At 57.3% G+C, this 24,570-nt stretch carries 26 protein-coding genes; 24 read left to right on the top strand and 2 right to left on the bottom strand.

Going from position 1 to position 24,570, the window contains the following annotated elements:
• Nucleotides 1-3: 3 nt before the first annotated feature.
• Genes ACP15L_RS21640 through ACP15L_RS21625 form a run of 4 tightly spaced genes read left to right on the top strand, consistent with a single transcriptional unit; the run spans nt 4 to nt 5,115 of the window.
• Entirely contained in the window at nt 4-1,557 is a 1,554-nt protein-coding gene (locus ACP15L_RS21640) for a UxaA family hydrolase (RefSeq protein WP_425085737.1), read from the top strand.
• Nucleotides 1,558-1,598: 41 nt separating this feature from the next.
• Nucleotides 1,599-3,125, top strand: coding sequence for a sugar ABC transporter ATP-binding protein (locus ACP15L_RS21635; protein WP_425085736.1), 1,527 nt, complete (start codon nt 1,599-1,601; stop codon nt 3,123-3,125).
• Nucleotides 3,122-4,129 (top strand): ABC transporter permease, encoded by a 1,008-nt coding sequence (locus ACP15L_RS21630; protein WP_170378165.1) that lies wholly within the window; start codon nt 3,122-3,124, stop codon nt 4,127-4,129. Before ACP15L_RS21635 ends, ACP15L_RS21630 begins: the two co-directional genes overlap by 4 nt.
• Before the next feature lie 41 nt (nt 4,130-4,170).
• Nucleotides 4,171-5,115 (top strand): ABC transporter substrate-binding protein, encoded by a 945-nt coding sequence (locus ACP15L_RS21625; RefSeq protein ID WP_170689178.1) that lies wholly within the window; start codon nt 4,171-4,173, stop codon nt 5,113-5,115.
• A 92-nt stretch (nt 5,116-5,207) separates the two neighbouring features.
• Here ACP15L_RS21625 and ACP15L_RS21620 read toward each other — a convergent pair whose 3' ends face one another.
• Complete coding sequence (locus tag ACP15L_RS21620) at nt 5,208-6,254, bottom strand: LacI family DNA-binding transcriptional regulator (protein WP_425085735.1); 1,047 nt, start codon at nt 6,252-6,254, stop codon at nt 5,208-5,210.
• 152 nt (nt 6,255-6,406) lie between these two features.
• On the opposite strand from ACP15L_RS21620, the gene ACP15L_RS21615 reads away from it, so the two are divergent.
• From ACP15L_RS21615 to ACP15L_RS21540, 16 genes are all read left to right on the top strand, one after another.
• On the top strand, nt 6,407-6,589 hold the full coding sequence (locus tag ACP15L_RS21615; RefSeq protein WP_170467628.1) for a hypothetical protein: 183 nt from the start codon (nt 6,407-6,409) through the stop codon (nt 6,587-6,589).
• A 26-nt stretch (nt 6,590-6,615) separates the two neighbouring features.
• Entirely contained in the window at nt 6,616-7,761 is a 1,146-nt protein-coding gene (locus ACP15L_RS21610; RefSeq protein WP_170549844.1) for a TRAP transporter substrate-binding protein, read from the top strand.
• A gap of 116 nt (nt 7,762-7,877) precedes the next feature.
• A complete protein-coding gene (locus ACP15L_RS21605; RefSeq protein WP_170378174.1) occupies nt 7,878-8,393 on the top strand; it encodes a TRAP transporter small permease in 516 nt (171 codons plus the stop codon).
• Nucleotides 8,394-8,404: 11 nt separating this feature from the next.
• Nucleotides 8,405-9,733: a TRAP transporter large permease gene (locus ACP15L_RS21600; protein ID WP_170378176.1), complete on the top strand. Its 1,329-nt coding sequence runs from the start codon at nt 8,405-8,407 to the stop codon at nt 9,731-9,733.
• Between the two features lie 10 nt (nt 9,734-9,743).
• Nucleotides 9,744-11,051 carry a histidinol dehydrogenase gene (gene hisD, locus ACP15L_RS21595; RefSeq protein ID WP_425085734.1) on the top strand — a complete coding sequence of 436 codons (1,308 nt, stop codon included), beginning with the start codon at nt 9,744-9,746 and terminating at the stop codon, nt 11,049-11,051.
• 41 nt (nt 11,052-11,092) lie between these two features.
• Nucleotides 11,093-11,815 (top strand): SDR family NAD(P)-dependent oxidoreductase, encoded by a 723-nt coding sequence (locus tag ACP15L_RS21590; protein ID WP_425085733.1) that lies wholly within the window; start codon nt 11,093-11,095, stop codon nt 11,813-11,815.
• On the top strand, nt 11,812-12,792 hold the full coding sequence (locus ACP15L_RS21585; protein ID WP_425085732.1) for a zinc-dependent alcohol dehydrogenase: 981 nt from the start codon (nt 11,812-11,814) through the stop codon (nt 12,790-12,792). Before ACP15L_RS21590 ends, ACP15L_RS21585 begins: the two co-directional genes overlap by 4 nt.
• Before the next feature lie 11 nt (nt 12,793-12,803).
• Nucleotides 12,804-13,094, top strand: coding sequence for a UxaA family hydrolase (locus ACP15L_RS21580; protein ID WP_170378184.1), 291 nt, complete (start codon nt 12,804-12,806; stop codon nt 13,092-13,094).
• Nucleotides 13,095-13,106: 12 nt separating this feature from the next.
• A complete protein-coding gene (locus ACP15L_RS21575; protein WP_425085731.1) occupies nt 13,107-14,288 on the top strand; it encodes a UxaA family hydrolase in 1,182 nt (393 codons plus the stop codon).
• Between the two features lie 48 nt (nt 14,289-14,336).
• The gene (locus ACP15L_RS21570; RefSeq protein WP_425085730.1) at nt 14,337-15,347 is read left to right on the top strand and encodes an Ldh family oxidoreductase; all 1,011 of its coding nucleotides are present in this window, start codon (nt 14,337-14,339) and stop codon (nt 15,345-15,347) included.
• Between the two features lie 71 nt (nt 15,348-15,418).
• Complete coding sequence (locus tag ACP15L_RS21565; protein ID WP_425085729.1) at nt 15,419-15,826, top strand: universal stress protein; 408 nt, start codon at nt 15,419-15,421, stop codon at nt 15,824-15,826.
• Nucleotides 15,802-16,752, top strand: coding sequence for a lysophospholipid acyltransferase family protein (locus ACP15L_RS21560; RefSeq protein ID WP_425085728.1), 951 nt, complete (start codon nt 15,802-15,804; stop codon nt 16,750-16,752). Before ACP15L_RS21565 ends, ACP15L_RS21560 begins: the two co-directional genes overlap by 25 nt.
• A gap of 583 nt (nt 16,753-17,335) precedes the next feature.
• On the top strand, nt 17,336-17,596 hold the full coding sequence (locus tag ACP15L_RS21555; RefSeq protein WP_425085727.1) for a hypothetical protein: 261 nt from the start codon (nt 17,336-17,338) through the stop codon (nt 17,594-17,596).
• A gap of 121 nt (nt 17,597-17,717) precedes the next feature.
• Entirely contained in the window at nt 17,718-18,911 is a 1,194-nt protein-coding gene (locus ACP15L_RS21550) for a YcaO-like family protein (RefSeq protein WP_425085726.1), read from the top strand.
• Nucleotides 18,908-19,627, top strand: a complete 720-nt coding sequence (locus ACP15L_RS21545) for a TfuA-like protein (protein ID WP_425085725.1) — start codon at nt 18,908-18,910, stop codon at nt 19,625-19,627. The genes ACP15L_RS21550 and ACP15L_RS21545 overlap by 4 nt, the downstream gene beginning before the upstream one ends.
• Nucleotides 19,624-20,502: a DMT family transporter gene (locus ACP15L_RS21540; RefSeq protein ID WP_425085724.1), complete on the top strand. Its 879-nt coding sequence runs from the start codon at nt 19,624-19,626 to the stop codon at nt 20,500-20,502. The genes ACP15L_RS21545 and ACP15L_RS21540 overlap by 4 nt, the downstream gene beginning before the upstream one ends.
• 108 nt (nt 20,503-20,610) lie before the next feature.
• Here the strand turns inward: ACP15L_RS21540 and ACP15L_RS21535 are convergent, their stop codons facing one another.
• Entirely contained in the window at nt 20,611-21,393 is a 783-nt protein-coding gene (locus tag ACP15L_RS21535) for an IclR family transcriptional regulator (protein WP_425085723.1), read from the bottom strand.
• A gap of 278 nt (nt 21,394-21,671) precedes the next feature.
• Between ACP15L_RS21535 and ACP15L_RS21530 the strand changes: the two genes are divergently transcribed.
• Genes ACP15L_RS21530 through ACP15L_RS21515 form a run of 4 tightly spaced genes read left to right on the top strand, consistent with a single transcriptional unit; the run spans nt 21,672 to nt 24,560 of the window.
• Nucleotides 21,672-22,358: an ATP-binding cassette domain-containing protein gene (locus ACP15L_RS21530; protein WP_425085722.1), complete on the top strand. Its 687-nt coding sequence runs from the start codon at nt 21,672-21,674 to the stop codon at nt 22,356-22,358.
• A 6-nt stretch (nt 22,359-22,364) separates the two neighbouring features.
• On the top strand, nt 22,365-23,474 hold the full coding sequence (locus ACP15L_RS21525; RefSeq protein WP_425085721.1) for a mandelate racemase/muconate lactonizing enzyme family protein: 1,110 nt from the start codon (nt 22,365-22,367) through the stop codon (nt 23,472-23,474).
• Nucleotides 23,471-23,734 (top strand): L-rhamnose mutarotase, encoded by a 264-nt coding sequence (locus ACP15L_RS21520; RefSeq protein WP_425085720.1) that lies wholly within the window; start codon nt 23,471-23,473, stop codon nt 23,732-23,734. The genes ACP15L_RS21525 and ACP15L_RS21520 overlap by 4 nt, the downstream gene beginning before the upstream one ends.
• Before the next feature lie 46 nt (nt 23,735-23,780).
• Nucleotides 23,781-24,560 (top strand): SDR family oxidoreductase, encoded by a 780-nt coding sequence (locus ACP15L_RS21515; protein WP_425085719.1) that lies wholly within the window; start codon nt 23,781-23,783, stop codon nt 24,558-24,560.
• Nucleotides 24,561-24,570: the final 10 nt, after the last annotated feature.

Raw genomic sequence — 24,570 nt, 5'->3', positions numbered from 1 at the left:
GTGATGCAAGCACACGACGGCACAAATGTTCTGGAAAAGGCTGCGCGGGACGTGGTTCAGCTGAACCCTGATGACAATATTGTTATTGCCCTGCGTGACTTGCAGGCGGGCGAGCAGCCGACACATGTGCCGACACCTCTGACCTCGCAAGTGGCCCGCGGGCACAAGATTGCGACGATGCCGATTCGGGCTGGCGAAAATGTCATCCGCTACGGCCAGATCATCGGTCAGGCCAAAAACGACATCGCACCCGGGGATCACATCCATGTCCACAATCTGGGAATGGGCGCGCATCAGCAGGACTATGCGCATGCCAGCGCCAATGCTCCGCTGCCGGCGCTGACTGCAGATCGGACGTTTGACGGGTATCACCGTGCCGACGGTCGGGTAGGGACCCGCAACTATATCGGCATCCTGACCAGTGTGAATTGCTCGGGCTCGGTTGCAAGGTTCATTGCAGAGGCGGCCGAAAAGTCCGGGCTGCTGGATGATTTCCCCAATGTCGATGGGGTGGTGCCGATTGTGCATGGCACGGGCTGCGGCATGTCCGGCAAGGACGAAGGCTACGCCACCTTGTTCCGCACACTGGCTGGCTACGCGCAGCACCCGAATTTCGGAGGAATCCTGCTGATCGGACTGGGATGCGAGGTCATGCAGGTCGCAGACCTTGTCGGAGGACGCCCGATCCGGTCAGACGGCGCGTTGCGCTACATGACCATCCAGAACGAGGGTGGTACACGCCGCACGATCGAACGCGGTTTGGATGAGCTGCGGGGAATAGCCGAGCTGGCCAATCAAGCCGAGCGCGCGCCGGCACCAATCAGCGCAATCACCGTTGGGATGCAATGCGGCGGATCGGACGGGTATTCCGGGATCACGGCCAATCCAGCCCTTGGGTATGCCTCAGACCTGCTGGTGCGCCACGGCGGAACAACGATCCTGTCCGAGACGTCCGAGATCTATGGGGCGGAGCATCTTTTGACCTGCCGGGCCGAGACCATCGAAGTGGGCGAAAAGCTCATAGAGCGCATCCACTGGTGGGAAGACTACACCGAGCGCAATGGCGGCGAGATGGACAACAACCCAAGCCCCGGCAACAAGCGCGGCGGGCTGACGACCATTCTGGAGAAATCGCTGGGCGCTGTCGCCAAAGGCGGCACGGCCCCGCTCCGCGATGTTTATAAGTTCGGCGAGAAGGTGGACAAACACGGATTCGTCTTCATGGACAGCCCCGGATTTGATCCATGCTCGGTTACAGGGCAGGTGGCCTCAGGCGCAAACCTGATCGTGTTCACCACCGGGCGTGGTTCGGTGTCGGGTTATCAGCCAACACCCTGCATCAAATTGGCGACCAACTCGGAAATGTATGCCCGGATGGCAGACGACATGGATCTGAACTGCGGCGACATCGTCACCGATGGCGTCGGCATCGAAGCCAAAGGCGAAGAGCTGTTCGAAATCCTGATCCGTGTCGCCTCAGGCGAGAAAACCAAAAGTGAAGAACTTGGCTTTGGGGGCGTGGAGTTCGTCCCCTGGCAAATCGGCGCGGTGATGTAAGCCGCACCGCCCTTGGGGAGAGGGGCAGAATGGGAGGAGAAATGACGAAACTGGTCGACATGACGGGGATTGATAAGCACTTCCCCGGTGTGCATGCGCTGAAATCCGTGCAGTTCGATCTGTTTCCGGGTGAAGTTCACGCGCTGATGGGCGAGAACGGTGCCGGGAAAAGCACGCTGATGAAGATTCTCTCGGGCATCTATCAGCGTGACGGCGGCGATCTGGTGATCGAGGGGCGATCTGTCAGCCCAACCACCCCGCGTGAGGCGCAGGATCTGGGCATCGGCATCATCCATCAGGAACTGAGCCTGATGAATGACCTGACCGTCGCGCAGAATATCTTCATCGGACGCGAACCGCGCAAAAGCTTTGGTCGTCTGGACGAAGCCGCGCTGAATGCGCAAACGGCCGAGATCTTCGCCTCGATGAACCTGAACCTCGACCCAAAGGCGCTGGTCGGCAGCCTCACCATTGCAAAACAGCAGATGGTCGAGATCGCCAAGGCTTTGTCCTTCCGGTCGAAAGCTCTGATCATGGACGAGCCGACTGCCGCCCTGAATGACGCCGAGATCGCCGAGTTGTTCGTGATCATCCGCCGCCTCAAGTCTGAGGGTGTGGGTATCGTTTATATAAGCCACAAAATGGATGAGCTGAAGCAGATCTCGGATCGGGTCACGGTTATGCGCGACGGGGAATATGTCGGCACGGTGGGTGCCGCAGAGACCCCGATCAGCCAGATCATCGCAATGATGGTGGGGCGTGAGGTGAATGAGGAACCTCTGGACGTGCCCGATCTGGGCGATGCTGAGGTTTCGCTGCAAGTTACAGGCTTGAGCCGCAGCAAAGAAATCCAAGATGTCAGCTTTTCGGTTCAGAAAGGCGAGATACTCGGCTTTGCCGGACTAATGGGCGCTGGCCGAACCGAGGTCGCGCGGGCAATCTTTGGCGCTGATCCAAAAGATGCCGGTGAAATCCGAGTGCATGGTCACGTGGTCTCGATCAAGTCGCCGACTGACGCGGTGAAGGCCGGGATCGGGTATCTATCTGAGGATCGCAAACATTTCGGCCTCGCCACGGGGATGAATGTGCGGGACAATATCGCGCTGGCCTCGATGGATCTTTTCACAAGCGCAGGCGGCGTTCTGAACGACAGTGAAATCAGCACCACCGCCAAAGGCTACATCGCGCAGCTGGGCATTCGGACGCCATCAGATGTGCAAGAGGTTCGGCTGCTGTCCGGCGGTAATCAGCAAAAGGTGGTCATCGCCAAATGGCTGCTGCGCGATTGCGATATCCTGATCTTCGATGAACCCACACGGGGCATCGACGTCGGTGCAAAATCCGAAATCTACAAACTGCTTGAGGAGCTGGCAAAGCAGGGCAAGACGATCATCGTGATCTCGTCCGAATTGCCCGAGATCATGCGCCTCAGCCACCGCATCGCCGTGATGTGCGAAGGCCGGCTGACCGGCATTCTGCCCGGCGGAAAAGACACCACACAAGAAGACATCATGCATCTGGCCACGCAACGCGCTGCGGCGATGCAGGTAACGGGGACAATTCAATGACCACAGCTACGGATATCGACAAGAAAAAACCCCTCGGGGGTTTGTCGGAAAGCGGCGCCTACCAGAAAATGCTGGCCTTCGCGAGCTTGATCGCGTTGCTGATCGGCTTTTCGATCGCGTCGCCGAACTTCATGCAAACCTCGAACATGATTGCGATTTTGCAGGCGACCTCGGTCAACGGTGTACTGGCGGTTGCTGCGACTTTGGTGATCATCACCGGCGGGATCGACCTGTCGGTGGGCACGTTGATGACCTTTTGCGCGGTGATCGCGGGGGTGGTGCTGACCTATCTGGGCATGCCGTTGCTATTGGGTGTCGCGGCCGCAATCGCGGCGGGTGCGTTCTGTGGCCTGTGTTCGGGGACCTTCGTCGCCAAGATGAAAATCCCACCCTTCATCGCCACACTCGGCATGATGCTGATCCTGAAGGGGCTCTCGCTGGTGATCTCGGGGACGCGACCAATCTACTTCAATGACACGCCGGGCTTTGACCAGATCTCGCGCGGGTCGCTGATCGGAGAGGTCTTCCCAGCGCTGCCCATCCCCAATGGCGTGCTGATCCTGTTCATCGTCGCCATCGCCGCCTCTTATATCCTGAGCCGCACAGTTCTGGGCCGCTATACCTTTGCGCTGGGGTCGAACGAAGAGGCGGTGCGCCTGTCCGGTGTCAACACCGATATGTGGAAGATCCGCATCTATGCGCTGGCCGGAGCGATCTGCGGCATTGGCGGCATTCTAATCGCCTCGCGTCTGAACTCGGCACAGCCTGCCTTGGGCCTTGGGTACGAGCTGGAGGCCATCGCGGCCGTTGTCATCGGTGGCACATCGCTCTCGGGCGGTCGCGGCACGATCCTGGGCACATTGATCGGCGCCTTGATCATGGCGGTTCTGACCAACGGGCTGCGTGTCCTGTCTGTCGCGCAGGAGTGGCAGACCGTTGTCACCGGCGCGATCATTATTCTGGCGGTCTATGCCGACATGGCACGGCGCAAGAAGTCCGGCTGAGAATAACAAAATAGAAAACGACCAACTGTGGAGGAGAAAACATGTTTTCACGTCGTTTCATTCTGGGGGCGCTGAGTGCCGCAACCCTGGCAGGTCCCGCCTCGATGGCGGCTGCCGAAGAAATCTATATCCCGCTGGTGTCCAAAGGCTTCCAGCACCAGTTCTGGCAGGCGGTGAAGTCCGGCGCAGAGCAAGCAGCGGATGAGTTTGACGTCACCATCACCTTCGAAGGCCCGGACAACGAAACTATGGTGGACCGTCAGATCGACATGCTGGCAGCAGCCCTGGCCAATAATCCCAAAGCCATCGGCTTTGCCGCGCTGGACAGCCAAGCGGCGATCCCGCTGCTGAAACAGGCCAATGACAAAGGCATTCCAATCATCGCCTTTGACAGTGGCGTCGACAGCGACATCCCGCTTTCGACCGCAACCACGGACAACCTTGCAGCGGCCGGTCTGGCAGCGGACAAGATGGCCGAGAAGATTGGCGGCAAGGGTAAGGTTGCCGTTGTGGCGCATGACCAGACCAGCCGCACAGGGATCGACCGCCGCGACGGGTTCGTAAACCGCATCGCTGAGAAATATCCGGACATCGAAGTCGTCACGGTTCAATACGGTCAGGGCGATCACCTGAAATCGACCGAGGTGACCAAGGCAATCCTGACTGCAAACCCGGATCTGAATGGTATCTTCGGCACCAACGAAGGTTCAGCCATTGGTGTTGTGAATGGCGTTCAGGAACTCGGCACTGAAGGTCTGGTCATCATCGGCTACGACAGTGGCAAGGCGCAGAAAGACGCGATCAAAAGCGGTCTGATGGCTGGTGCGATCACGCAGAACCCCGTTGGTATCGGCTATGAAACCGTCAAAGCTGCCGTTTCGGCCCTGAACGGTGAAGAAGTACCGACCCTGATCGACACGGGCTTCTACTACTACGATGCCTCGAATATCGACGACCCGAAAATCTCGGCCGTTCTGTACGACTAAGACCATCCACTCACGAAAACCTGTCCGGCCTGCCCTTACTGGGTGGGCCGGATGCTTTAGAGGTAGCTCGGGTCAACTAGTGGCCATGTGTCCTAGGCCTGGGGTGCAGGCCCGAGTGACTCGCGTATCTTTGTCGTGGCTTCGAGCTGTACACTTGACCCCGCATCCTCACCTTTGCGCAAAGCGACCAGCATACGAGCGGCGCCTTTGCCCATGTTTCGATGCGGAACATGAACAGTTGTCAGGGCCGGAGTTACGATCTCTGCTATTTCAATGTCATCAAACCCGGTGATGGAGACATCTCTCGGCACTTCGAGGCCCATCTTCCGGGCCTGCCTGAGAGCACCAGCGGCAAGAACATCGTTGCCGCAAAGGATTGCAGTCGGTCTCGGGTCCAATTCCATCGCCGCCTCAAGGGCGCGGGCTCCGTTGTCGATCGAGTAGGGCGTTTCGATCACGTGCAGGTTACCGGCATCAAGTTTCCGAGACAGCATCGCTTGTTCTACGCCCTCACAGCGCAACCGAGCTCTGTCGTTGCCGTCCCGCTCCGCAGTGACAAAGGCAATGGCGCGATGTCCCAAGTCGAGTACCTGCTCGGTCAGCGCCTGCATCGCGCTTCGGTTGTCGAACCCGATGGACAGTTGCGATTGGCTGGGATCATAAACCCAGGCGACCACACACGGGATCCGTTGTTTCTTAAGGAAATCGTAAACCTGTGGGGTCCGGTCAAAGCCAATCAGCAACAGCGCATCCGCACCGCGCGCCACGAGGCTGCGGATCTGCTCTTCTTCAAGCTCAGGGTTATATGAAGAGCTGGCGACGAGCAGGGTTATGCCATGCCTCTGAAGCTCTTCCTGAAAGGCTTGGAGGCCACGTGCGAAGATGGCGTTTTCCATCGTCGGGATAATTGCCCCAAAGGTTCTGGTGCGCTTGGCGGCAAGAGCCTGAGCCCCGAAATTCGGTGTATAGCCAAGTGTTTTGACCGCGCTGAGGACCCTCTCGCGCGTTTTCTCGGATACCATTTTGGGATTGTTGAGGCACCTCGAAACTGTGGCCGTTGAAACGCCTGCGCTTTGCGCAACGTCTTCCAGTGTCGGTGACGTCCGGCTTGGCTCGTCTGGAAATGGTGCCTTCGTCATCTACCTAAATACACTCGTGGTTTTGGCGCTCCATTTGCGCCCTTCGGAATGTGGGGTCAACTGGCGTGCCCGTCTAGATACAGTGTAAGCGCTTGCAATGCAAAATGTAAGCGCTTACAGTGGCTTCGAATCGGAGAGGAGGGGGTTTGGCAATGTTCATATTTGCGGCCATTGCGCTTTTTCTGGCGTTCCTGATCAACGTCGTCGCGGGCGCATTTGGCTACGGCCAATTCCTGGGCGACGTAGGAGAGATGGTGTTGCTCTTCGCGGCATCGCTCGCATTCGTTGTCGTCACGCTAAGGAAAGAGGCGGCTGCACAATCAAAAAAACAATAAATGACATGACCCATAGGGAGGAAAACATGGATCGTGAAAAGCAGGAATTGGCTTCGGCTTCACGCCGGAACTTCTTGAAGCTGGCAGGAAGCGGTAGCTTCACCGCAGCATTGGTTGCAGGGGCTGCGGGGACCTTGTGGTCTAGCGAGGCTGCGGCACAAACCGCCAAGGAAGAGCGTGAACGCGAGGATGCAGCGGAATTCACGATGACCCTTGCGACAGCCTATGTCCTGGGTGCGTCGCGCAGCTATCCGATTATGCAGCTGGACCTGAAGGAAAACATCCAGAACGCCACCAATGGCAAGGTCTATGTCAAGCTGGCACCGGGTGGTCAGCTCGGGGCCGGTGGCGCCTTGGTGCAGGCGGTGCAGGCTGGCACCATCCAATGCGCGCAGCATTCCCTGTCGAATTTCGCGCCCTATGCGAGCGCGGCTGACCTGATCAACATGCCCTATTTCTGCGGCTCGAACCAGCGCTTCACCAACCTAGTGACCTCGGATGCGTGGAAAGCCGAAGTGCACCCCAAGATCGAAGCCGCAGGTTTCAAAGCGCTGTTCTACATCAATATCGACCCACGTGTTGTAGCCGTGCGCAAGGGTGGAAACGCCGTGATCACGCCCGGCGACATGGCGGGGGTCAAGTTCCGCGTGCCCGGCTCGAAGATGCTGCAGCAGTACTATCGCATGGTCGGCGCGAACCCGACGCCGGTGGCCTGGGGCGAAACGCCTTCGGCGATCAAGCAGGGCGTGGCGGATGCTCTTGATCCGTCGGTTGGCGCGCTCTTTGTGTTTGGTTTCAAGGACATCCTGAGCCATGTCACCTTTACCCAGGCGGTGCCGGACAGCCAGATTTACTCGATGAATCTGGAATGGTTCAACTCGCTACCCGCAGATGTGCAGGAAGGCATCGAGTTCGCGGGCGAGCTGACCTCGCATCAGAACCTGGCCAAGGTTCCATCTGCACGTACCTACGCAATGGCAGAACTGCGCAAAGCGGGTGTTGAGTTCCACAGCCTCACCGAGGATCAGCTTGCGGAATGGAAAGCCGCTGGTGGATACCAACTGTCCGATTGGGACGAGTTCAAGGTCGAGCTCGCCGGTTCCATGGACAACTTTGCCAAGCTGGAAGAAGCGGCTGGCACGAAAGGACGCTACTACGTCCACGATGCTTGATACGCCTCGTCGCGTTTCAGGGGCGGCATAGTTTCTGGCCGCCCCATAAAATCTGACGACAACTTGGAAATCCGGCTGCCGGCTGCCCTTGAGGTGCCGGTGAACGGGAGGATTGCATGCAACGAATACTGCAAGAACTGAACCGGAATGCCGAGCGCTGGCTGCTGCTCGTGTTCTACACGATGCTGGTGGCGACGATGTTCATCGAAGTGCTTCGGCGCGAGTTGTTGTCCTATTCCTCGATTTGGGGCGAGGAAATCGTCCGATACTCGTTCATCTACCTCGCATGGATCGGCGCTGCCGCTGCGGTTCGTGAACGCGGCCATATCCGCATTGACGTGATCATGCACTATGTCAGCCCGCGGATTAAGGCGTTGCTTTATCTCTTTGGGGATTTTGTGATGGTCGCCGTGTCGGTCGTGGCGCTCTATTACTCGTATGAAACGGTCCACGTTTCCGCAAAATTTGGATCTGTGACAGACGGTCTGCGCATCAGCCGTGTCTGGTTCCTGATGGCCGTTCCAATCGGTTTCGCACTGGTTCTGCTGCGCCTCTTCCAATCCATCCTCCGCGACATCGCGGACCTTCGTGCGGGTCGTCCCGTATACGAAGGTGACAAACTGTTCGACTGAGGGGGCTGGACATGCTTTGGAACCAACTCGATCAATCCGTTGTCCTCGGCTGGGATTTTTATGGCCCGGTCATCCTGTTCGTCGTCCTTGTCGCACTTGCCGTTCCCGTCTGGGCCGCCATCGGTTCCGCCGCGATCCTGATGCTTGTCTGGTCAGGGGCCCTGCCTTTGAGCCTCGTCGGAGAAAAGCTGTTTTCTGGCATCGACTTTTTCGCGCTGACGGCTGTACCGCTGTTCATCTTAACAGGCGACGTCCTAGTCAGAACCGGGCTCAGTCGAAAATTTCTTGATGTGGCCGAGGCTTTAACGCAATTCGCCAAGGGCGGCTTTGGATCAGCCACGGTGCTTGTCTGCGGGATGTTCGCCGCGATCTCGGGCTCGGACGCCGCAGGGGCCGCAGCTGTTGGCCGTATGACGATCGACCGATTGGTCGAATCCGGCTACCCCCGACCATATGCCTGTGCTCTTGTTGCGGCTGGTGCCTGTACCGGTATCCTGATCCCTCCATCGATCGCCTATATCATCATCGGCCTTGTTTTGGGCATTTCTGCCTCGACACTGTTCCTGGCCGCTCTGATCCCCGGCATCGCGATCCTTCTGTCCATTCTTGCCACGAACATCATCATGAACCGCCTCAAGGGCTGGGAAGGTGGTGGCAACATCAGCATGGGCGAATACTTCTCTCGGCTAGGCAAAGCCCTGAAATCCGGTTGGTATGCCTTTCTGGTACCCGGCATCATCTTTTACGGCATCTTTTCGGGTCGACTGACGCCGACCGAAGCAGGTGCGACAGCCGTGGTGGTGACGATCGTCATGGGGTTCATCCTGCGCACTCTGAGCCTGAGCGATTTTCCAGCGATGCTGGTTAGTTCAGCCAAGGTGAACGGGGTCATTCTGCCGATCATCGCCTTTTCGGCTCCCTTGGCCGAAGCACTGGCCATCATTGGCGTCCCGCAAGGCTTTGTGGCAGCCGCCACCTCTGTCAGTGACGAACCGCTTGTCCTTATCCTGATGATGGTCGGCATCCTGATCGCAGCGGGCTGCGTGATGGAGACGACGCCGAACATCGTGATCCTCGCGCCGATCCTTAAGCCTCTGGCAGATGACATCGGCATGAACGAGATCCAGTTCTGCATCATGATGATCACAGCTTTGGGCGTTGGTTTTATCACGCCACCCTTGGGGCTGAACCTTTTCGTGGTCGCAGGAATAACGGGCGAGTCGATCCTGAAGATCGCTTATCGCGCCATTCCGTTCGTCCTGTTCATGCTGATCGTCACCCTGTTCATCGCTTACGTGCCGACGATCTCGACCGTTCTTCTGCCAGATATTTACAAATAGGAAGCAATCAATGCCGAGAGAATATCTCAAAAAAGCGACGCTGACCTCGAAAAGCGATGCTTCGGAAACCAAGAAAATCGTCCGCGACATTCTCGATGAAATCGAGGCCGGCGGGGATGAGGCAGCCATGGCCTACGCCCGGAAGTTTGACAATTACGATGGTGAAATCCTGTTGTCACCTGAGGCCATCGAGGCTGCGTCGGCCCTCGTACCCGAAAAGCTGAAGCAGGACATCCAGTTCAGCCACGCCAACGTCAAGAAGTTCGCTGAGGCGCAGTTGGGCACGGTCAAAGACTTTGAAACCGAGGTCGTGCCTGGCTTTATCGCCGGTCAGAAGGCGATCCCGGTGGATGCCGCAGGCTGCTATGTGCCCGGCGGGCGGTATAGCCACATCGCAAGCGCGATCATGACCGTCACCACAGCGAAAGTCGCTGGGTGCAAGCACATCGTTGCTTGTTCTCCACCACGCCCCGACGTGGGTATTGCGCCTGCCATCATCTATGCGGCGCGTATCTGTGGTGCAGACAAAATCTTGGCCATGGGCGGTGTTCAGGGCGTTGCGGCGATGACGTTTGGCCTATTCGGCTTGCCCAAGGCCAATATTCTCGTGGGTCCGGGAAACCAGTTCGTGGCTGAGGCGAAGCGGATGCTGTTCGGCCGTGTCGGCATCGACATGATTGCTGGCCCGACCGATAGCCTGATCCTGGCCGACAAAACAGCCGATCCGATGGTGGTCGCGGCTGACCTCGTGGGTCAGGCCGAGCATGGCTATAACTCGCCGGTTTGGCTGGTTACCGATGACCGCGCGCTGGCTGAAGAGGTCATGCGGCTGGTGCCAGAACTGATTGCCGATCTGCCAGAAGTGAACCGCGACAATGCCACCGCCGCCTGGCGCGATTACGCAGAGGTCATCCTTTGCGCGGATCGTGAGGAAATGGCTGCAACTTCCGATGCTTATGCACCCGAACACCTGACGGTTCAGGCGGAAGATCTGGAGTGGTGGCTGGATCGCCTCAGCTGCTATGGCTCGCTGTTCTTGGGCGAGGAAACCACCGTGGCCTTTGGCGACAAGGCGGCAGGTACGAACCATGTTCTTCCGACCTCTGGGGCGGCCAGCTACACAGGTGGCTTGAGTGTGCACAAGTACATGAAAATCGTGACTTGGCAGCGCGCGACCCGTGAAGGAGCCAAGCCCGTCGCTGAAGCGACCGCACGGATTGCACGCCTCGAAGGCATGGAAGGCCACGCTCGCACGGCTGACATACGCCTGAAGAAGTACTTCCCAGACGAAGAATTCAACCTGACGGCGCAAGGCTAGAACACTTGTCTTCCTCTCGATTATTCAGCGTTGACGGCCGCGTGGCCGTTGTGACCGGGGCCAGCTCTGGCCTCGGACAACAAGCGGCAACGATCTTGGCAAACTCTGGCGCAAAGGTGGTGGGCGTTGCCCGCCGCGCCGACGCCTTGGCAAGCTGGGCCGATGAGATGGGCGGAAACGTTGCCGTCGTCGCGGGCGATGTGGCCGATCTTGAAAACCAACCGGAGCTGGTGCACGAAATAGCTGCTCCGTTCGGCGCGCCGGATATTCTTGTTCATGCTGCGGGCCTCAACCCCAGACTGCCAGCCGAGGACCTGTCACCAGATATTTGGAACGCGACCCTCGCGGTCAACTTGTCTGCCCCCTTTTTCCTGAGCCAGGCTTTTGTTCCGGCCATGAAGGAAAAAGGCTGGGGGCGGATCGTCAACTTTGCCTCGCTACAATCCTTCCGCGCCTTTCCAAACGGACTTCCCTACGGCGCTTCAAAGGGTGGCGTGGCCCAGATGACCCGCGCCATGGCCGAGGCGTGGTCGTCCGCGGGGATCAACACAAATGCGATTGGCCCGGGCTTTTTTGAGACCGAACTGACTGCGGCGGTCTTTGCTGATCCCGAACGCGCCGAACGTAACGCAGCTCAAACTTGCATTGGCCGCAACGGGGCGCTCGGAGATCTCGATGGGCCTCTGCTCTTTCTGTGTTCAGAAGCCTCTCGCTACGTGACCGGTCAAATCCTGATGCTGGATGGAGGGTTCACCGCCAAATGAAAGCTCTTGTTTATACAGACGTTAAAGCCCTGTCTTACGAAGAGACCAGGGACCCAACCCCACAGTTGGGCGAGGCGCTGATCCGGGTGGAAAGCGTGGGTATCTGTGGCTCGGACATGCATGCCTATCTGGGTCACGACAACCGCCGCCCAGCCCCTCTTATCCTTGGGCACGAGGCGGCTGGCACCATCGTTGACGGACCCCGCGCAAGTGAGCGTGTGACGATCAACCCTCTGGTCAATTGCGGTGCCTGTCCGGCCTGTGTTTCCGGACGTGAAAACCTGTGTCCGACGCGGCAGATCATCTCGATGCCCCCGCGCGAGGGCGCTTTCGCCCAGCTTGTACGCATCCCCGAAGCCAATCTGGTCACGGTTCCTGACGATGTTTCACTGGCCAAAGCGGCACTGGCCGAACCCATCGCCGTCGGCTGGCATGCGGCCCGACTTGGCGTTGAGGCGCTGCATCCATCGGAACCGCGCCAAGCGCTTGTCATTGGTGGCGGCGCAATTGGAGTGGCCGCCGCTTTGTCCCTGCAAGCGATGGACTTTGAGGAAGTTGTAATCGTCGAGAGAAATGACATCCGCCGAGAGTACCTCGCCGCCACCTGCGGGATGCAAGTCGCCAAGGAGGTTCAGGGCGAGTTCCCTGTTGTTGTCGACGCTGTCGGATTTGCGGCAACAAGAGCGGCTGCTTCTGCAGCTGCCAAGCCCGGAGGTGTAGTTCTGCATATCGGCCTGGGCGAAGACACAGGCGGCCTGGATGTGCGTCGCATGACGCTGCAGGAAATCACCTTCATCGGCACCTACACCTATACCGCACAGGATTTCCGCGACACTGCCGCTGCCATGTTCGAAGGCAGGCTGGGCGCACTGGACTGGGTGGAAAGCCGCCCGTTGTCGGATGGCGCGCATGCCTTCGAAGACATTCTGGCTGGGCGCGTTGCGGCCCCGAAAATCATTCTAAAACCTGACGCCTGAGGAGACTACAAATGGCTGAAATCCCCCACTTGCTCGTCCACGAACATGCCGACAATGTCGGTGTTGTCGTGGTCGAGGGTCTGACGGCTGGCACCGATATGCTGGTCTGCGTAACCCATGACAATTCGACCTTCCGCCTGACATCGGGCGCTGATGTGCCGATCGGCCACAAGATCGCGCTGAAGGACTTCAAGGACGGTGATACCGCGATCAAATACGGCGAGGACATCGGCAAGATCATCGCCGACATCCCCAAGGGCGGTCACGTCCACACTCACAACTGCAAAACAAAGCGCTGGTAAGGAGTCCGTCTCATGGCACTCGATTTCAAAAATATTTCTGTGCATGCTTACCGTCGTGAGAATGGCCGTGTCGGCGTTCGAAACCACGTGGTTATCCTGCCGGTCGACGATATCTCGAACGCGGCGTGCGAAGCCGTTGCCAATAACGTCAAAGGCACACTGGCCATCCCGCATGCCTATGGCCGCCTGCAGTTTGGCGCGGACCTGGAGCTGCACTTCCGGACCATGATTGGCACCGGGGCGAACCCTAATGTGGCCGCTGTTGTCGTGATCGGCATTGAGCCCGGTTGGACCAAACGGATTGCCGATGGCATTCGAGAAACTGGCAAACCGGTCGCTGAATTCTCGATCGAGCAGAAAGGGGACTTTGAAACCATCCGTCAGGCCAGCTGGGCCGCGAAGGAATTCGTGCATCTGACCTCGGAATACCAGCGCGAAGAATGCGCGCTGAACGAGCTTTGGATCTCGACCAAATGCGGTGAGTCCGACACCACCACCGGTCTGGGGTCCTGCCCGACGGTTGGCAATATGTACGACAAGCTGCTACCCGAAGGCATCACCGGCTTTTTTGGCGAGACTTCGGAGATTACCGGCGCTGAGCACATCTGTCAGAAACGCGCGATCAACGAAGAAGTTGGCGAGCGCTGGTACAAGATGTGGAAAGCCTATCAGGACGACGTGATCTTCGCGCATCAGACCGATGACCTGTCGGATTCCCAGCCGACCAAAGGCAACATCGAAGGCGGCCTGACCACGATTGAGGAAAAAGCCTTGGGCAACCTCGAAAAGATCGGTCGGACCTCGCAATATATCGACATCCTCGATGCCGCCGAAGCGCCAAGCTCGGGCGCGGGGCTGTACTTCATGGACAGTTCTTCGGCTGCGGCGGAATGTGTGACCCTGATGGCAGCCGGTGGCGCAGTCATCCACACCTTCCCTACGGGTCAAGGCAATGTGGTGGGCAACCCGATTGTTCCGGTTATCAAGATCACCGCGAACCCTCGGACCGTGCGTACGATGGGCGAGCACGTGGACGTCGACGTTTCGGGTATCCTGCGCCGGGAACAGACCATTGACGAAGCGGGCGATGCCTTGATCGACATGATCCGCCGCACAGCCAACGGCCGCAACACAGCCGCCGAAGCGCTTGGCCATCGCGAATTCTCGATGACCAAGCTCTATCGCAGCGCCTAGATCTGGCAGGGGCGGCGCAAAGGTACCGCCCCACCCAAAGATAAAACCATGGCACATATGGAAAACATCAGCCTTTCCGAGGCAAAAGCCCTGGTTTCGGGTGCATTAATGGCTCAGGGGGTTTCTAAGGAACACTCTGAGTCCGTCGCCAATGCGCTGGTGGCGGCAGAAGCAGAAGGCCAAGCAGGTCACGGTTTTTCGCGCCTTGGGGACTATGTCGCGCAGGTGCGAAGCGGAAAGATAAACCGGGACGCAAGCATTGCTTCTCGCTTGACCAGTCAAACCGCGATCTCCACTGACGCCGATTTCGGGTTTGCGTACCCGGCGCTGGATCACGCCATTTCGCAAGGCATCAGCGTGGCGCGCTCATACGGCACTGCAACGATGTTGATCAAAAACTCACATCACGCGGGGGCGTTGTCGGTGCAGGTCGAAAAGCTCGCCGCAGAGGGCCTTGTAGGCTTGATGTTTGCCAATGCCCCTCCAGCAATTGCCCCTTGGGGCGCCGCGAGCCCGGTTTTTGGCACCAACCCCATCGCCTTTGCAGCCCCGCGACGCGACGCGCGGCCACTGGTAATTGACTTGGCGCTTTCGCATGTTGCGCGCGGCAAGGTCATGCATGCTAAAAAGACAGGCCAGCCCATCCCTCCGGACTGGGCCTTTGACAAAGACGGCAAGCCCACAACCGACCCAGCCGCCGCATTGGCTGGTTCTATGGCCCCCGCCGGAGGGGCAAAAGGAACCGTCCTCGCCTTGATGGTCGAGGTTCTCGCGTCGGTTTTCACCGGTGCGAACCCCAGCTTGGGCGTGGCTTCGTTTTTTAACGCAGAGGGGCCTTCTCCGGGGTCTGGACAGTTCCTTATTGCCATGAGCCCAAGCAATCTGGTCGCCTTCACTGATCGTCTCGAATTGGTGCTGACGGCCATCGAAAGCCTCGAGGGCGCACGGCTTCCGGGGGATCGGCGGGCAAACTCGATCAGCCGCGCGCAGGCGCATGGCATAGCGGTTCCCAGTCAATATCTTGATCTGGCTCGCGAACTCGCACGCGCAAATGTCTGAGGCCGCCAAGATGATCGTTTCCCGCGGCACGGCCGCCACAAACGCCCCCTAAATCGACAAAGGAACTGACTATGTACAAGCACATTCTCATCCCGGTCGCTCTGGACCACGAAGGCGTTGTCGCCAACAAAATCGCCGCCGGGCGGCGTCTGCTTGCCGAAGACGGCCGGATGACCTTGCTGACAGTGCTGGAAGACATACCCGGTTTCGTCGCCGAATTCGTGGAGTCGAAACCCGAGAACCACCTGACAGCGCGTATCAAGGACGAACTGGATCGCCTTGCGAGCGGCGCGGACGACATCTCGACCGAAGTCATCACCGGCAAACCGGGCCTGAAAGTGGCGGAATATGCCCGTGAAAACCATGTTGATTTGGTTATAGTCGGATCTCACAAACCCGGCGTTCGGGACTATCTTCTGGGCTCGACGGCGTCGCGTATTTCACGCCGCGCGCCGTGTTCCGTCTTTATCCTTCGATGAGGGGTAAGGGGTCTCAGACCCTCAAAAGACCCGGTACTGGCCGCCCGGAAAAAGAGACGCGGCTGCTGCTTGGCCAGAGCGACGGAACAAACCTGAGCGAGCAGCCCTATGATCGACGCCGTTTGTCTTATGCGTCCACATTCAGCAACCCGGTTCAGCGAAGGGCGATTAAAGCGATCGAGCTTGCGACAAGCAAATTCCATTTGTTGCGTCGCATCCGAAAATTCGAGGCAATGGGCGTACCCTCTGGGCAACCCTTCTGGGGGCAGGCCCTCAAGGTGATGGGCATCGCGCTGCAAACGCCCTATGAAGAAATTCGTCAAATCCCGAGCAAAGGGCCCGTAGTGGTTGTCGCCAATCACCCGCACGGACTTGTCGACGGCATGATCCTGGCGGAACTGATCGGTCAGATCCGAACCGACTATAAAATTCTAACGCGGTCTCTGCTGACGGGTGTCGTTGAGATTGACCAGTTCATGATCCCGGTCCCCTTTGATCATGAACCCGACGCTCTTGAAAAGAGCCTGGAAATGCGCCGAAAAGCTATGGAGCATCTTGCGAATGGAGGGTTAATCGCATTGTTCCCTTCCGGGGTTGTTGCCTCGTCGGACAGTTGGTGGGGGCCTGCAGTCGAACGCGAATGGAATCCCTTTACAGCCAAACTTATCCAGCGCTCTGGCGCCACAGTTGTCCCCATTCGCTTTCCCGGACGAAACAGTCGCGCATATCAAATTGCCAGCAATGTCTCTGCCACACTGCGTCAAGGGTTGCTTTTGTACGAGGTGCGGCATGCCTTGGATAAACCCCAGCGACCGATCGTCGGTGACCCTATTGAGAGAGACGAGATTGAAAAACGGGCCGGCGATCCACGGGAACTGCTCAACTTTCTAAGACGGCGCACTGTCTCTTTGACCAGTCGGCGTTGATCTCCCTTAGGGCCAGTCAAAAAGAGAGCGTTTCAGGCAGGAGAGACTGTTAAGTGCCTACTAGTATTGCCTATTGCGCCTTTCATATAACGTTTGGTTCATCGGCTTGGACGACATGCAATTTGTTTCGAATCGTGGTCTGCGCTTCTGCCGCAAACAGAGCTTCCAATAGAAAGAACATCGACTGCGCGGACCATTCGAGTTTTTGTCTGGTGAGGTGATAGAGACTCAACCGAAAGTTGCGCAGACAGCGACCAATACCCGAAACCTAGGTCGCGCCCGGCCATATTTGACGACCCCGTTTCGACCGACGGTGCCGAAATTCGTCACGTAACGAAGGAACGCCAGAAAAACGGGTTTTGCATTGGGGTTGAGCATGCTTGCAGCTACAAAGGCTTCCAAAGTCTATCAAACCGATGCTTTTCCTATTGGCCTGAACTTAGTTTCTCATTCCAACTCATCTGCGATGGCGCCCGTCATGCGCCTTGGTGATCATGCAAATTCTATGCTAGTGAAAGGTGCGCTCTGGTTCTTGAAGTGCAAAACAAATTAGAACGAAGATTCCAACAAAGGGAGAAATTAAATGTTTGAAAACAAAAGAACTGTTCGTGCGCCTGATGGCCGTCTGATCATTATCGACCAATCCGGAGTTTTCACTCAACCCGGTACCAATTCTGCACATCGCCAATCTGCGATCGCTGCCGGAGAAGTATGCCAGGGTGACCCTTCGCAGGTCGGTGCCAAGATTGACCCCGGTCAGCATGGAGCCAAAATTGACCCGTCTCAACTGGGAGCAAAGATTGATCCGGCCCAAGTCGGGGCGAAGATTCAACCAACTGCTTAGAGCCAGTCAAAGCAACGTATGTGAGTGTTGGCTCATGCCTTTGAGCCAACATTCGTGTCGCGCAGTATGAATCGTCATTGCGCGCACTGATAGGTTGTTCCCAGTCGCGTGAGAACTTGGTTTGAAACAATATTTTGATGGGACACATCGCATTCGCTCGCCCAAGCAGACGGTTGAGCTATTGCGGGACCTGTTTCCGGTTTTTGGCATTACGCGCATAGCGGATGTCACGGGGCTTGATCGTGTTGGGCTACCGACAACCGTCGTATGCAGGCCAAACTCGCGATCAATGGCCGTTTCTCAAGGGAAGGGCGTGACATATGACGCTGCGGTCGCTTCTGCCGTGATGGAGTCCATCGAGATTTTCCACGCGGAACGCATTGTGGCTCCGGTCATACTCGCGAGCCTTGAAGATATCAGATACACACACAACGTTTTGCCAGTTGATCAGTTGCCGCTTAGCTATGAGGTGGAGTTTGATCCTTTCGCACCGAACCTCTGGATCGAAATGCAACTATTGACGGGTTCCGGAAATGTGTGGGTTCCCTACGAATTGGTTCATACAAACTACACGCGCCCTCTGCCACCCGGGAGCGGGTTCTTCCTATCGAGTTCGAACGGTCTGGCCTCGGGTAACTCACTTTCCGAGGCAAAGTTGCATGGCTTGTGTGAGGTGATCGAACGGGATGCTGTTGCGCTATGGTCGAGTTTGCCGTGGCCGGAACGAGATGCGCGTCGGATTGATCAACGGACGATCGAAGACCACGGTTTGTGCCAGACCCTACGCAAGTTCAAAGACGCCGACATTAGCTTGGCGATTTGGGACGTGACGACGGAAATCGGCGTGCCCGCCTACTTGGTATGGGCATGCGAAAATGGAAACGTGCCGGTACTTCTCTCTCGCCCATCTGTTGGGGCAGGGTGTCACCCGTCTCGGCAGATCGCGCTCTCGCGCGCCCTGACAGAAGCTGCGCAGGAACGGCTGACATTGATCACGGGCGCGCGCGATGATCTACACTCGGACTATTACTCGGAGATGAAGTTCCAAGAAACGATTGCCCGACCTGGATGCCTGAGTTTTGACTCCAGGCAGTCGTATGAAAGCAAATCTCCCGAGGGAGATCTTGTTTGGCTCAAATCGCGGTTGACTGCAGCTGGGCTTGACGGTGCCTGCTTCATCGACATTACGGCCGACTATGTCTCCGATCACATCGCAGTTGTTCGGGTGCTCGTCCCCGGGTTGGAGGGGCCGCATGACGACCCGCGCTATACGCCGGGCTTACGTGCGCAAATCGCATCAGAGTTAATGCAATGACCGTTTTTGTTTTCTGCGGCCCCACCATTCACGAAAGTGAAGCCAAACAGATTTTGACCGCTGAGTATCTACCGCCGGCGGCTCAGGGGGATGTATTGAATGCGGTAGCGCGAAAGCCACGCGCCATAGGAATAATTGACGGCTATTTTCAATTCACACCGTCTGTGTTGCACAAGGAAATACTCTGGGCGCTTGATCAGGGTGTACATGTATTCGGCAGCTCCAGCATGGGTGCCTTAAGGGCAGCGGAACTGCATAGCTTTGGTATGAAAGGGGTCGGCCGCATCTTTGAGAAATACCGCGAAGGTCTATTGACGCGTGACGACGAGGTTGCCTTGAATCACGGGCCTGCCGAACTGAAATACCCGTCGCTGTCAGAGCCGCTTGTAAACATCAGAGCAACACTTGAGGTTGCTTCGGAAAACAAAGTCATTTCCCAGGAAACGGCCGATAAGCTCCTGAAGCTTATGGATCAAGAGTATTTCTCCAACCGCTCGTACAAACACATGCTGCACCTCGGCCTACAGGACAATGTGCAACCCGATGAATTGCTTCGGCTTGAACGATGGCTTGAGAGCAACACGGTCAATCAGAAGAAAATTGATGCGATCGAAATGCTTCATTCTATGGACACATTTCTACGCGAAACACCTGGTCCGTTCACTGCGCGCTTTCGGCTGGAACGCACGTCGATTTTTGATCAGCTCACGTCATGATCGCCCGCCTCAAACCATCGCAACTCTACGCCAATGGTCCAGCCTACTTTGCGCTAGGTGTTTTTTTTATGTCTGCGATGGACGCAGTCGCCAAGGTGCTATCCGAGACGTATTCAGGGCTTCAGATCATCTTGTTCGAAAGCGCCTTTGGCCTTTTGTTTTTCGTTGTTTTCATTGCGCCTCGAAACTGGAGATCTTTGGCCTCACCAAGATGGCCACTACTGATGGCCAGGGGATTGCTGACCCTAGGCACAATGTACTTTTTCATTTCCGGCCTTCAAAATTTGCCGCTTGCCGAAGTGACCATGATCTTCATGGTCGCGCCTATCTTTTCGATGGTCTTGTCTTCACTTGTGTTTCGAGAACATCCCGGGCTTCCACAACTACTTGCACTCGTTTCAGGCGCTATGGGCGCTTTACTTTTGATACGCCCGCCGGGTTTAGGTCTTAACGCGGCGGCCTTTTTCCCGTTGGCGGCAGCGTTGTGTAGCGCACTCGGCTTAATCACGGCGCGTGCTCTTTCGCGACGGGATACACCGGAAGCAATCGCCGGATATGAATATCTCATGGTCTTTGCCGCGGCCGCTATTTTGGTTCCCTATGGGAGCTACGTTCCAAGTTCTTCCGACATCTGGCTCGTTGGCTTGTTGGGTGTTTGTGGCGCTTTGTGTGTGTATTTCAGAACGTCAGCATGTTCGTTCTCACCGATTAGTACGCTGGCCTCGATTGAGTATTCCGGAATGCTTTGGGCGGTCTTCTTCGGATATTTGATTTGGAATACCTTGCCCGATTTGTGGGGCTGGATAGGCGCTGGTCTCATCACAATTGGTGGTCTTTTGGCCAACAAAACCAAAGAGGACGCATCTCTTGTCTAAAGATGCGATTTTTGGCGAAAACAGCCTCTTCTCACATGGACCAGGACGGATATGTACTAGCCTTCTTGACCTTATCCCTTGGTGACAAGCGACTGGTAGGTTGGTGCGTTAGGCTTGCAACTTGCCCGCATAGAAATCGGTCAATTCTTCCGCCAGAGACTTGTAGAGTTGGTGCACGTCTTCAATTCCCGGAACTTCAAGCTGATCGATCCTTTCCAAAAAAGGACAGTTCACAACGCTGATTGCCTGCCCTTCGTGGTCCAGCACGGGGTAGGCGAGGTTCGTTACCCCAATCGCTGTGGCTGATGGCATTTGCTCATAACCCCACTCGCGTATGCGGGCAACATGCTCCTTGAATTCAACGACGTCCAATTCCGGCTCACCTTGCGCCAGCCTGTGATTCTCCAGCAGGTCGTCGAGGTCGGCGTCACTGCGAAACGCTGCAAGAACACGGCCTGTGCCGGTATTCCCAAGGCCAATCACGGTTCCGACGCGCAATGCCAAACCCCAGTTCCCGGGTGAGGCGATCGAAGCGACAACAACTATGTCTCCATTGCTCTCCATACCCATATGGCAGGATTGCCAGGCCTTTCGCGTTACGGCCCGCATTTTGGGTGTCGCCATCTCAAGCAACCGCTCGACCGGAGGATACCTTTGCGAAATCGCAAACGTTTTCAGGCTGAGCGAATAGAGATCATCGTCAGAGGACCGGATCACATAACCGCGTCGCACCAGTGTGGACAGCATGCGGTAGATTTCGCTTTGGGACCGGTCCAGAGCGCGTGCAATGTCACCTTGCGCCAGCCCGTCGGCATGCAGCGATAGTAACTCGATGATGTCCAAACCCTTCTCTAGGGCAGGGGCACGATATTTCTCTGAAGTTGCCGACACGTATTCCTCCCAATTCGCGCTTGCGGGCGAATGCGTGGGCAAAGTGCCTTGAATGAACGGTGGATGTCAACATTGATTTATATGTGAATAGATGTTTTGTATACGAACAAAGATGGCGCGCAAGAGCCGCCAAAAAAAGAACTCAGGGAGAAGCAAGTGATGAATTCGTTATGTAAAATTAGTAACTTGCTTGAAAGCTGCGCTGTTTTGCGTGCAGGGGCAACACATGCCGAATCGAACTGTGGATCGTTCGTCGGAGCTGCAGAAAATACACGGCTTTGCGTATGATCACGGGGCTCGAAGATATCTCCGATAGTGAGATTTGTATCAGCAGTCGGGTGGTCAACGACCTGCCTCCGCGTGAAAGTAACATCGCGATGATGTTCCAGAACGACGCGCTGTACCCATATATGACTGTGCGCGAGAATCTGGGCTTCACGCCGCAGATCGCCAAGCGCCCCGAGGCCGAAATTACCAAGGTCGTGACCGAGGTCGCGGCGATCCTTGAGCCGGACGAATTGATGGGCGACAAACCAGCGGAACTGACCGGTGGTCAGCGCCAGCGCGTCGCCAATACCATCGTCTACGTGACCCACGATCTGGTTGAGGCGATGACGCTGGACGACCACATCGTTCTGAAGGATGCGCTCACGGTCCCGGCCTCGGCACGCGATCATGTAAGCGCGGGACATGTGGTTCAATTCGGCTGCCGCGCCGACAATCTCACGCAAGTCGGCCACGCGGTCGAGGAAAAGGGCGCTTTGGTCGATCTGGAGCTCCCGGTTGCACTGGAAGAACCGTTGGGCATCGAAACCTTTATGTTTGCCGGGCTGGCGGGGGTCGAGGTTCAGGCCAAGACGTTCAATCCGCACCAGGTGGAGCAGGGTGAGACGCTGCCATTCCATCTGGTTCTCGACAAATGCCACGTCTGCGACGCGGCCACCGGCGAGGCGCTGAGAGGGTAAGCAACCATGGCCACCATCACACATATCGAACTGCGCATGATCGACCTGATCCCAAAGGTGAAACGGGTCGATGCCATTCAGTCCTTTGTCAGTCAGGAAACGCCCATTGTGACCGTGACCGACAGCGACGGGGCAAAGGGTGTGGGCTATTGCTATACCATCGGCACCGGCGGCCCGTCGGTTATGGCGCTGCTTGAAAAAACGCTGGCACCTGCTCTGATCGGGCGCGATGCGGACCGGATCGAAGGCATCTGGCGCGATCTGTTGTTCCTGACACATGCGACGGCGGTGGGGGCGATCACTTCGCTTGCTTTGGCCGCGATTGATACCGCTCTTTGGGATTTGCGCTGCCGCAAACAAGGGCTGCCGCTGTGGAAAGCCGCGGGAGGATCGCGGGATCGCGTCCCGCTCTATTCGACCGAGGGCGGTTGGCTGCATCTGGACACACAGGCCTTGGTCGATGACGCGCTGTCGATGCAGGGGCAGGGGTTCCGTGGCTCGAAAATCAAGATCGGGCGCGACCAACTAAGCGAGGATGCCGCCCGTTTGGCTGCGGTGCGTGAAGCGGTTGGGCCGGGATATGAAATCCTAACCGATGGCAATCAGGGCTTTACCCTGTCCGAAGCGATCCGCCGAGCTCAGGTTTTGGAAGACTATAATATCGGCTGGTTCGAGGAGCCTTTGCCCGCGGATGACGTCGCAGGCCATGCCGAACTGTCGCGACGGACCTCGGTGCCGATAGCCGTCGGCGAAAGCATGTACTCGCTGAGCCAGTTCAAGGACTATTTACACGCGGGTGCGGCCAGTATTGTGCAGGTTGATGTGGCGCGGATCGGAGGCATTACCCCATGGCTGAAAGTGGCGCATCTGGCCGAGGCGTATAACGTCATGGTCTGCCCGCATTTCCTTATGGAACTGCATCTACCACTGGTCTGTGCGGTGCCAAACGCAAAATGGCTGGAATACATCCCACAGCTCGACAGCGTTACGACGGACACGATACGCATTGAGGATGGGCTTGCCATTCCGTCGGATGTGCCCGGGCTTGGTATCGCGTGGGACTGGGACGCGATCGCTGCCCAGTCCACGCCGATTGAGATCAGAGAGCGTGCATGATGCAACGTATGGGCATGTTGAACGGGGTGAAGACCGTAAAGCCGTACGAATACAAGCGTCTACACGCTGCCGTCCGGCCGGATGTGCTGGCTCACATCGTCAAAAGCAATATCCGAAACTACACAATCTTTTTCCGTGAACCCGAGAACCTACTGTTTGGCTACTGGGAGTATTGCGGCACCGATTTCGATGGGGATTTGGCCCGCATGGCAAAAGACCCCAAAACGCAGGATTGGTGGAGTTTCACCGACCCTTGCTAGAACCCTCTGCCCAGCCGCGCCGAAGGCGAGAAATGGGCGCCCACAAATGAAGTATTCCACACGGATTGAGGACGACATGACCAAACAACAGGGCCGTCTGGCCGGAAAAAAAGCACTGATAACCGCCGCAGGGCAGGGCATTGGCCGCGCCAGCGTCGAGAAATATGTGGCCGAAGGCGCGCAGGTGATTGCCTGCGATATCAATGATGCAACGCTTGCGGAACTGGCTGCGATCGAGGGTGTGACGGCTCTGAAGCTGGACGTCACCGATGCGGATGCCGTGGCTGAGGTCGTCAAAACCGCCGGAGCGCTGGACGTTTTGTTCAACTGTGCAGGGTTCGTTGGCGCTGGTTCGATCCTTGAATGCGACGATGACCAGTGGGATTTCAGTTTTGATCTGAACGTCAAGGCGATGTACCGGCTGGCCAAGCTGGTGCTGCCCGGCATGTTGGAGAATGGCGGTGGCTCGATCATCAACATGTCCTCGGTCGCCTCGTCGATCAAAGGCGTGCCGAACCGTTTCTCGTATTGTGCGTCCAAAGCGGCTGTGATTGGCCTGACGAAATCCATCGCTGCCGACTTCATCACGCAGGGCATCCGCTGCAACGCGATCTGCCCTGGCACCGTAGATAGCCCCAGCCTACACGACCGCCTGCGCGCCACCGGCGACTATGAGCAAGCGATGAAAGACTTCATCGCGCGCCAGCCCATGGGCCGTATCGGTCACGCAGACGAGGTTGCCGCCTTGGCCGTCTATCTGGGCAGCGATGAGACCGCATTCACCACCGGACAGACCTTCGCCATCGATGGCGGCTGGACCGTTTGATCAGGGAGAT

The organism is Ruegeria profundi, assembly GCF_049800715.1.
Taxonomy (GTDB): Bacteria; Pseudomonadota; Alphaproteobacteria; order Rhodobacterales; family Rhodobacteraceae; genus Ruegeria; species Ruegeria profundi_A.
This window is presented reverse-complemented; position numbering and strand designations above follow the sequence as displayed.

Excerpts from the sequence above, each read along its gene's own strand:
- ACP15L_RS21640 (WP_425085737.1), top strand. The coding sequence starts at position 4 with ATGCAAGCACACGACGGCACAAATGTTCTGGAAAAGGCTGCGCGGGAC.
- ACP15L_RS21635 (WP_425085736.1), top strand. The coding sequence starts at position 1,599 with ATGACGAAACTGGTCGACATGACGGGGATTGATAAGCACTTCCCCGGT.
- ACP15L_RS21630 (WP_170378165.1), top strand. The coding sequence starts at position 3,122 with ATGACCACAGCTACGGATATCGACAAGAAAAAACCCCTCGGGGGTTTG.
- ACP15L_RS21625 (WP_170689178.1), top strand. The coding sequence starts at position 4,171 with ATGTTTTCACGTCGTTTCATTCTGGGGGCGCTGAGTGCCGCAACCCTG.
- ACP15L_RS21620 (WP_425085735.1), bottom strand. The coding sequence starts at position 6,254 with ATGACGAAGGCACCATTTCCAGACGAGCCAAGCCGGACGTCACCGACA.
- ACP15L_RS21615 (WP_170467628.1), top strand. The coding sequence starts at position 6,407 with ATGTTCATATTTGCGGCCATTGCGCTTTTTCTGGCGTTCCTGATCAAC.
- ACP15L_RS21610 (WP_170549844.1), top strand. The coding sequence starts at position 6,616 with ATGGATCGTGAAAAGCAGGAATTGGCTTCGGCTTCACGCCGGAACTTC.
- ACP15L_RS21605 (WP_170378174.1), top strand. The coding sequence starts at position 7,878 with ATGCAACGAATACTGCAAGAACTGAACCGGAATGCCGAGCGCTGGCTG.
- ACP15L_RS21600 (WP_170378176.1), top strand. The coding sequence starts at position 8,405 with ATGCTTTGGAACCAACTCGATCAATCCGTTGTCCTCGGCTGGGATTTT.
- hisD (WP_425085734.1), top strand. The coding sequence starts at position 9,744 with ATGCCGAGAGAATATCTCAAAAAAGCGACGCTGACCTCGAAAAGCGAT.
- ACP15L_RS21585 (WP_425085732.1), top strand. The coding sequence starts at position 11,812 with ATGAAAGCTCTTGTTTATACAGACGTTAAAGCCCTGTCTTACGAAGAG.
- ACP15L_RS21580 (WP_170378184.1), top strand. The coding sequence starts at position 12,804 with ATGGCTGAAATCCCCCACTTGCTCGTCCACGAACATGCCGACAATGTC.
- ACP15L_RS21575 (WP_425085731.1), top strand. The coding sequence starts at position 13,107 with ATGGCACTCGATTTCAAAAATATTTCTGTGCATGCTTACCGTCGTGAG.
- ACP15L_RS21570 (WP_425085730.1), top strand. The coding sequence starts at position 14,337 with ATGGCACATATGGAAAACATCAGCCTTTCCGAGGCAAAAGCCCTGGTT.
- ACP15L_RS21565 (WP_425085729.1), top strand. The coding sequence starts at position 15,419 with ATGTACAAGCACATTCTCATCCCGGTCGCTCTGGACCACGAAGGCGTT.
- ACP15L_RS21555 (WP_425085727.1), top strand. The coding sequence starts at position 17,336 with ATGTTTGAAAACAAAAGAACTGTTCGTGCGCCTGATGGCCGTCTGATC.
- ACP15L_RS21545 (WP_425085725.1), top strand. The coding sequence starts at position 18,908 with ATGACCGTTTTTGTTTTCTGCGGCCCCACCATTCACGAAAGTGAAGCC.
- ACP15L_RS21540 (WP_425085724.1), top strand. The coding sequence starts at position 19,624 with ATGATCGCCCGCCTCAAACCATCGCAACTCTACGCCAATGGTCCAGCC.
- ACP15L_RS21525 (WP_425085721.1), top strand. The coding sequence starts at position 22,365 with ATGGCCACCATCACACATATCGAACTGCGCATGATCGACCTGATCCCA.
- ACP15L_RS21520 (WP_425085720.1), top strand. The coding sequence starts at position 23,471 with ATGATGCAACGTATGGGCATGTTGAACGGGGTGAAGACCGTAAAGCCG.
- ACP15L_RS21515 (WP_425085719.1), top strand. The coding sequence starts at position 23,781 with ATGAAGTATTCCACACGGATTGAGGACGACATGACCAAACAACAGGGC.